The organism is Aeromonas sp. HMWF017 (assembly GCF_003061465.1).
GTDB lineage: Bacteria > Pseudomonadota > Gammaproteobacteria > Enterobacterales > Aeromonadaceae > Aeromonas > Aeromonas veronii.
Window position 1 is genome coordinate 15950 of record NZ_QAJD01000069.1, and the last position, 8150, is coordinate 24099.

Below are 8150 nucleotides of genomic sequence, written 5' to 3' on the forward strand. Positions count from 1 at the left end.
GAGGGTGTAGATGACGCCCCCCATCTTCTCCATGTGGCAGGGGGTGTGGTAGGCGATGTGCAGATTGAGCGGCTTCATCGCCGGTTTGTTGCCCTTGTAGAACTCGTTCCACAGGAAGCGGGTCACCAGCGAGATGCGATCCCGCACCTTGTGGTTGTCCTGCTCCAGCAGGTGGGGGTATTCGTCCCGCAGGGTGAAGCCACAGGTGGAGGAGGTGGCCAGCAGCGGCATCTCGTTACCCAGCAGGGAGTTTTCCATCTGCTTGATATTAAAGGCCGCCTGCTGCTTGGCCTTGTCCATGAAGCCGTTGGCAATGAGCGGTACGCCGCAGCACTTCTCCCGCTCCAGCAGCTGCACGCCGATGTTCATGGCGTTGAGCACCTGTACCAGCTCCTTGCCAAGCTGGGGGTGGTTGTAGTTGACATAGCAGCCGTGGAAGTAGGCGATTTGGCGCTCATAACGAGCCTGAGCTTCTTTTTGCTTCTTGTACCAGCCACGGAAGGTGCCCTGGGAGTATTTGGGCAGGTCGCGGTGGGATGAGACCCCCAGCGCCTTGTCCAGCACCTGCTTCATCGGCTTGAGGCCGGTGGTGAAGTTGACTACCGGGGCCATCAGGGTAGACATGCTGCCCATCAGATCGGTGTGGGAGAGCACGAACTCGCGGATCCCCGGTTTGAAGCCGCTGTATTGGTGCTTGGCCTTGGCGATGATGTCGCCGATGCGCACTCCGCTCGGGCAGGCTACTTCGCAGCGTTTGCAGTTGGTGCAGTGCTTGAGGGCGCTGTCAAAGAGCTCGGGGCTCTTGATCCGCAGCCGCTCCCCATCCGGGCCAGCCTGTTTCGGGCCGGGGTAGGCAGGGTTGGCCTTGGCCACCGGACAGTAGGCGGTACAGACGGTGCATTTGATGCACTGATCGAAAGTTTGATTGGCGTGATCCAGTAGCATGTCAGTTCTCCTCCCGGCGATGATGAAGACACGGGATATGGGACGTAGTAATCATTGGGCCGCGCCCAGAATATGGCCGGCAGCCTGCCAGCCGGTGGCAACGGCAACGCCGGAGCCGGAACCTTCACGAATTGGGTCGTAATGGGCCAAGACACTGCCCGCGCCATAGAGGTTGGTGAGCGGCTTGCCGCCACGCAGCACTCTTAGCTTGTCGTCGGTCTTGACCCCGAAGCCCATGAAAGGGTGATGGTCGAACAGGCGGCGACCGGCCCAGGCATCACGCTCCTCCAGACTCAACACATCGGCATCGAAGATGGGTTCGCGAATGCCACGCAGACGGGATTCCAGCCCACGGCTGAAGAAGCTGCCGGAGGCAAGCACGAAGTTGTCTGCTTCGAACAGCTGATCATCGCCATTCTGGGTATGTACGCCGACCACCCGGTCACCTTCGTAACGAGCGCCCAGCACCCGCTCGCTGGTGAGGAAGTTGCCGCCAAGGGCCATAAAGCGGCGCTTGAGCGCCTCCTGCATCCGCATACCTATCAGAGACGGCGGCATGGTGGCCACCTCCTTGATGGTGCAGCCGGTACGCTGCTCCAGCTCCGCCAGACGCGGGCCTACCAGCCCCAGCGACAGGCAGGCGGGCAGCACGATATGACGGCAGCCGGGTACACCGCTCTCCTGCACCATGCGGCTGATCTCGCGGGCCAGATCGGCCACCAGATGGTGCTTGTCACACAGGCGCGCGATGTCGGCTGAGCGAAACTCGTGGGGATTACGGCTGAATTCCGCCAGCTGGGGCAGGCGGATTTCGCCGGTCAGAATGCGGCAGTGGGCAAAGCGCGGATGGGTCGCCAGATTGGCGGCCGCCAGTGCCGGATGAAAGTCGCGAAAGCCCTCGAGGGTGGCCAGCAGCAGCACGTCCGGGATCGGCGCATCGGTGACGCAGGCACAGGTATCGGGGGAGAGCCAGGTGCGCTTGAGGGTACCGATGGGAGTCAGGCGCTGGTGATTGGTGTCTTGGCGAACCAGCGGCAATCCCTGCTCGGCGCAGTGGCGCTGCAGATCGGCCAGACTCGCTTCGATATTCTGCATTCCGACTTTGCTGTAGGGGTGATCCGGATGGGCAGCCATAAAGGCGGGCAGGGCGGCGCGGGGATCTCCCTCGCTTTCGAGCAGATCGACCGAGCCGGAGGAGAAGTGCAGGGCACTCTGGCCGGAGGCCATCAGCAGGGTCTTCTGTCCTGCCTCCACCAGCCGCAGGGCAGCCGAGAGTCCCGCCATGCCACCGCCGATAACGATATTGTCAAACTTCATGACGGCTCTCCTTGTAAGTGGTCTCGCTGGTTGAGCCGCGTGGGGTATCGGCAACCAGTTGCGGCGCCGTCCATTCCCCCAGCCCAAACAGCCCTTCGTAGATCCAGTAGGTGAACTCGGCCTCGCGCAGGGCATCACCCCACAGGACGGGGCGGGTTCCCTTGTAACGCTCCTCGAGGAACTGGCGCAGCATGACGCAGGCCTGACGGCCATCGGCCTTGCCATACTCCTGCATCAGACCGGCGGCGCGGTAGGCGCACAGCTCCCCCTGACAGGGCCCCATCCCCAGACGGGTGCGGCGGCGCAGGTCGATGAGGTTGTCCACATCCAGCTCTCGCAGGGCGTATTCGATTTCACCCGCGGTGACCATTTCGCACTCGCAGATGAGGGCGTTGGCCTTGGGATTGTCACGGAAGAAGGCGATGACCCGCTCGCCGTGGCGGTATTGGGCTGAGCCTTCGACCGGCACCGAGAGACCGGGGGCGGAGACCTTTTCCGGATCCCGCGAGCCGGGCAGGCTCAGTTCGGCGGTCTGGCAGGGTTTGCTGTTGCCGAGTTTCTTGGCCAGCAGATCGGTGGCCCACTCCGCCATCAGGCGGTAGGTCATCAGCTTGCCGCCGGTGATGGTGTTGAAGCCCTTGAGACCATCCCGCTCGGCGTGATCCAGCAGCACGATGCCGCGACTGATGTTGCGTCCGGTGTCGTCACCGTCTACCGCTACCAGCGGGCGCACCCCGGCGTAGGCTCGCAGCAGGCGGGTGCGGGCCATGATGGGGGCGAGCTTGATACCTTCGCGCAGCAACACTTCGACCTCTTCGGGTTCGACGGTGAGCTGGTCAATCTTGTTGTAATCGATGCGACTGGAGGTGGTGCCGATGAGGGAGATGGTATCGCCCGGCACCAGAATGTCCGCATCCGCCGGTTTGCGGGCGCGGTTGAGCACCAGCTGGTTGATACGGTAATCCATGATGAGCAGGGAGCCCTTGGCCGGGAACATGCGGATGCCGAGATCGGCATATTCGCAAATTTGCTGGCCCCAGATGCCGGCGGCGTTGATCACCTCCTGACACTCCACCTCGAACGCTTCGCCGGTTCGGGTGTTGATGGCCTTGACCCCGTGCACCCGATCTTGCGTGCGCAACAGCCCCAGCACCTTGCAGTGGGTGAAAATGCGGGCGCCGTGCTCTTTCGCGTCCAGCACGTTGGCTGCGGCGAGGCGGAACGGATCGACCGTGCCATCCGGCACATGGATGGCGCCGATCATCGCCGGGTTGGCGTTGGGCTCCATGCGCAGGGCTTCACCGGGATCAAGCTGGCGAGTTTCGATACCGGCCAGGGCGCAGGCATCCATAAAGGTGGTTTGGAAATTGATGTCATCTTCCGGCAGGGTGAGGAAGAGTCCGCCCGTGTCCTCGACACAGTGGCTGGCGATCCGCTTGAGGATGCGGTTTTCCTGGATGCATTCGCGGGCGGACTCCTGATCCGTCACCGCGTAGCGGGCACCGGAGTGGAGCAGGCCGTGGTTGCGGCCGGTGGTGCCGGCGGCGATATCATCGCGCTCGAGCAGGATGCAGTCGATGCCGCGCAGTGCGCAATCGCGCATGATGCCGGCCCCTGTGGCACCGCCGCCTATGATGACGACTTGTGTAGTTATTCTTTTCATTGTTGCCCGTCTCATCTCTTCCAGATGAGGCCAGTGTGGCCTACTTCTGAGTGGAAATGTTTGATATGGGCCAAATTTGCGCTCGCAAACGCTCATTTGCTCGCGCGTTAATGAGCATTATGTGACATTTGTCACGCTTGTTATCGCAGCGGTTAATGGGCTGGTGGCGAATGGCAGGCACAAAAAAAGGGCATCTGATGCCCCTTGTCACTGTTTGACGAGTCTGGTGGGTGTGTTAGGGGTCAGCCGCAGCACTTCTTGTGTTTTTTGCCGCTGCCACAGGGGCAGGGATCGTTGCGTCCGGTTTTGAGGGGGGCTGGATCCTGCTCTCCCTCGGTGTAGACCCAGCGCCCCTGATAACGCACGAAGCGAGAACGCTCATGGAGGCAGTGACGCTCATCCCCCTCCAGAAACCAGGCTTTAAACTCCACCATCCCGGTTTCATCCTCCGGACCGCCCTGGCTGGCGATAATCTCGAGACCATCCCAGCGGGTGTCGATGCGTGAAAGCTCTTCGGCGGTGAGACCGCCAAGGTGGGCCGGGTGCCAGCTATGGACCAGATACTCTCCCAGACCGAGCACAAAAGCGCTGTAGCGAGAGCGCATCAGCTGCTCCGGGGTGTCAGCCACTGCGCCACTGTGACGTGAGCCACAGCACAATTCGAGAGAAAGGGTTGAGCCGCAAGGACAAAGATTCATGATTTTCACGTTCTGGCCGATTTGTTTAAGGGAATTGTAACGAAAACTGGGCTCGCCCTGCCAGCACCTATACTGATGAGTAAGCAAGGAATTCCAATAAAAACAGCTGCAAGGATGTGAAAGATGACGCTAAAGCAGAAAATCCTGTTACTGGGTGCAGTCCCCGTACTGTTGATGGCCCTGGTGGTCAATCTCAGTAACTACATGGTCTCCAAGCGCGATCTGGAGTCTGATCTGGTGGTGGCGAGGGAAAATGCCATCAAGGAGCGTAAAGCACTGCTCAGCAGTTACATCATGATGGCCAAAACCGCTGTCGATGCCGTGTATTCTCTGCCGGATTCACCGGAAAATCGTCAAAAGGTCAAAGAGTTGCTCAGGCCGTTGCGTTACAGCAGTGATGGCTACTTCTTTGTCTATGACTTCGAAGGCAACACCATACTGCTACCGGTGCGTACCGAGCTGGAGGGGAAAAACCGCTGGAACGACAAGGATGCCAAGGGCAAGTTGCTGATCCAGGAGATCCTCAAGTCGGCCCGTCAGGGGGATGGTTTTACCGAATACTGGACGGCCAAGCCCTCCATCGGTCGCGATGCCCCCAAGCTGGCCTTTACTCTGGTGCTGGACAAATACCAGTGGGCCATTGGCACCGGTTTTTATATCGATGATATCGACAACGAACTTGCGGCCTTGCGGGCAGAGCGCGAGAGCAACATGCATGCCTCGTTGCAGAGCAGTGTGCTGGTGATCCTGTTGATCCTCGGTATCACCCTGGCGGCGACCGTTATTGTGGGCAACCGGGTCACCAAGCCGCTGGCGGATGCGGTACTGGCATTGAACGATATCGCCAACGGCGACGGGGATCTGACCCAGCGCCTCAAGGTGCAGAGCCAGGACGAGATTGGCCAGCTGGCCAGCGCTTTCAACCGCTTTGTCGAGCGGATCCAGTCGGTGGTGAGTCAGGTGGGCGAGACCAGCAACCACCTCTTTAGCGCGGTCGACAAGCTGCACCATCTGAGCGAACACTATGACCATCAGATGCAGGGCCACAGTCGCGAGACCGACCAAGTGGTTACCGCAGTGACCGAGATGAGCTCCACCGCGCAGGAGGTGGCGGGCAGTGCCTCCAATGCCGCGACAGCAACCAGCGATGCGGCCCGTGAATCGGACGCCGCCCGAGGTGTGGTGAGCGGGGCCATCAACAGTATCAACCGGCTGGTGGGGGAGGTGCATACTGCCTCCGGCGTTATCGAGCAATTGGCGCAAGAGACCGCCAAGATTGGCTCTGTGGTGGAGGTCATTCGCGGCATTGCCGAGCAGACCAACCTGCTGGCGCTGAACGCTGCCATCGAGGCGGCCCGCGCCGGTGAGCAGGGACGCGGCTTTGCGGTGGTAGCGGACGAAGTGCGTTCGCTGGCCGGCCGTACCCAGCAGAGCACCAAAGAGATCAACGAGATGCTGCAACGTCTGCAGGGCGGGGTGAAGCAGGCGGTGGAGGTAATGCAGGCGAGCGAGGATCGCAGCCAGGAGACAGTGCAGGAGGCGAGCCATATCGCCAGCTCCCTCGACAGCATGGTGATGGCGGTCAGTACTATCAACGACATGAACATCCAGATCGCCACGGCCGCCGAGGAGCAGCACGCGGTCTCCGAGGAGATCAACAAGAACCTGGTGGCCATTCAGCAGATTGTCAGCGAGTTGACCAGCGCGGCGGTGGAATCCAACAGCACCACCCGCGATCTGGCCAATACCGGCGACAAATTGCGCAAACTGGTATCGCAATTCCGTTATTGATCTTGTAATGGTCCGTGACGGCAACCACAAGATGCGGCCTGACCCCCGGTTCAGGCCGCACTTTATTTGGGGATTGACCAATAATGTGTGAAAATTGTCAGCCTCTTTTTTTCAGCCTTTGCCCCATACCCTATGAATGAGATCGTGAAAGGTAGTATCGATTTGATCCGGCAGCTTAACTACGGCCTGGTCTATGCCAGCCTGGAAGAGCACAAGGAGCTGTCGCGCACCGATCTCTCCCGCCTGACCGGCCTCTCGCCTGCCAGTATCACCAAGATCACCAGGGAACTGCTCGATGGCGGTTTGGTGGTCACCTGTGGTGAAAGTTCAGTGGGGCGCGGCCGTCGTCAGACCTTGCTGCGCATCAACGAGCGCCGCTTCCAGTTTCTCTCCATGCGTCTTGGCCGTGGCTACGTGGATATGGCGCTGTTTGACTTCTCCGGTCGCTCGCTGGCCCGCCAGCGCCACCTCTTTACCGAGGAGGAGCGCGCCGATCTGCTGGACAGTCTGGTGCATGCCATCAAGGTGTTTTTGCCGAGAAAGTCTCTCAGTCTGGCCTGTATCGCCCTCTGTCTGCCGGGTCAGGTAGAGCGCCACTCCGGCATGGTCAAGCACTTCCCCTTCTACGATCTGCGCAACTGGCCCCTTGGCCCGACTCTGCAACAGGCGTTCTCGGTACCTGTGCTGGTGAGCGGTGACGTGCGCACCTGGATCCAGGCCGAGCGGGAGTGGGGGGCCGCCAAAAATTGCGCCGATGCGGTGCTGGTGTTTGTCCACAACGACATCGGGGTCGGCATGGTGGTCAATGGTCAGCTTATCGAGAGCGAGAATGCGCTGCTCGGGGATCTCAGCCACCTGCAGCTCGAACCCTATGGCCAGCGCTGCTACTGCGGCGGCTTTGGCTGTGCCTGTACCCTGGTGACCAATCAGGCGCTGGAGGCGCAATACCGGGATCTGCGCGAGCGGATGCAGGAGCACGACTTGCCCGAGAGCGTCACCATCCGCGAGCTGTGCGAGCTGGCGCTGGCGGGCAACAGCCTCTGTCAGGATATTCTCCATCAGGCGGCGGGCCGCCTCTCCAAGGTGCTCTCCAATCTCATCTGCCTGCTCAATCCGGGCAAGCTGCTGCTGGGGGGCGAGATCACCCGTGCCGATCGGCTGCTGTTCCCCATGCTGCACCAGTCGCTGGCCAGCCAGTTGCCCGCCGAATATCTGGTGCGGCTGCAGATTGAATCCACCCACTTCTACGAAGATCCCACCAAGCCCACTTCGGTGCAGGTGCACAAGGCACTGCGCGATGGCAGCCTGTTGCTGGAGCTGCTGCGCAGCTGTCAGGAGTCGTAAGGCAATAGAAGTTGGCACTGTGTCTGGCGAAAGGGGCAGGGATTGCTGTTCCGCCAGCGCGTAACTCGGTACAATCTTGCGCTTTTCCGGCAGTCCCCCTGTTATCGAGCCCTGTGGCGCCGTGACTTGCTGGCACCGCTGCCGTTCCTGTTTTGACTCCAGTTGTGAACCTAGATGAAGCCTGTTCCTGATCACGCCGTCAATCGCCTGCGGGCCTGGCGCAAGAGTATCTCTACCCGACCGTTTCTTGCCCGTGGCGGCACCCTGGCCCGCTGTCCGGCCTGTCAGTTGCGCGAGGATTGGTGTGCCTGCGAGTGGCGCCCCGAGCTCAAAGCGGAGGCCGGTTTCTGCCTGCTGATGTATGACAGCGAGCCGATGAAGCCCTCCAACAC

The 8150-nt window shown here is 60.8% G+C and carries 7 protein-coding genes; 3 read left to right on the forward strand and 4 right to left on the reverse strand.

Features of this window, described 5'->3' with window-relative positions; translation table 11 throughout:
• The 4 genes from glpC to DBR30_RS07150 all read right to left on the reverse strand — a co-directional run.
• On the reverse strand, positions 1-945 hold a 945-nt coding region (gene glpC, locus DBR30_RS07135; protein ID WP_258224318.1), incomplete at its 3' end, for an anaerobic glycerol-3-phosphate dehydrogenase subunit GlpC.
• Positions 946-996: 51 nt separating this feature from the next.
• Positions 997-2262: a glycerol-3-phosphate dehydrogenase subunit GlpB gene (gene glpB, locus DBR30_RS07140; RefSeq protein WP_108588262.1), complete on the reverse strand. Its 1266-nt coding sequence runs from the start codon at positions 2260-2262 to the stop codon at positions 997-999.
• Entirely contained in the window at positions 2252-3925 is a 1674-nt protein-coding gene (glpA, locus tag DBR30_RS07145) for an anaerobic glycerol-3-phosphate dehydrogenase subunit A (protein WP_108588263.1), read from the reverse strand. The genes glpB and glpA overlap by 11 nt, the downstream gene beginning before the upstream one ends.
• Before the next feature lie 242 nt (positions 3926-4167).
• On the reverse strand, positions 4168-4623 hold the full coding sequence (locus DBR30_RS07150) for a YchJ family protein (RefSeq protein ID WP_074045197.1): 456 nt from the start codon (positions 4621-4623) through the stop codon (positions 4168-4170).
• A 123-nt stretch (positions 4624-4746) separates the two neighbouring features.
• Here DBR30_RS07150 and DBR30_RS07155 point away from each other — a divergent pair, with 123 nt between their 5' ends.
• The 3 genes from DBR30_RS07155 to DBR30_RS21780 form a co-directional block, all read left to right on the forward strand.
• Entirely contained in the window at positions 4747-6414 is a 1668-nt protein-coding gene (locus DBR30_RS07155; RefSeq protein ID WP_108540955.1) for a methyl-accepting chemotaxis protein, read from the forward strand.
• 132 nt (positions 6415-6546) lie between these two features.
• On the forward strand, positions 6547-7758 hold the full coding sequence (locus DBR30_RS07160) for an ROK family transcriptional regulator (RefSeq protein WP_108540956.1): 1212 nt from the start codon (positions 6547-6549) through the stop codon (positions 7756-7758).
• Positions 7759-7932: 174 nt separating this feature from the next.
• The coding region (locus tag DBR30_RS21780; RefSeq protein ID WP_375135840.1) for a DTW domain-containing protein at positions 7933-8150 on the forward strand (218 nt) is incomplete at its 3' end.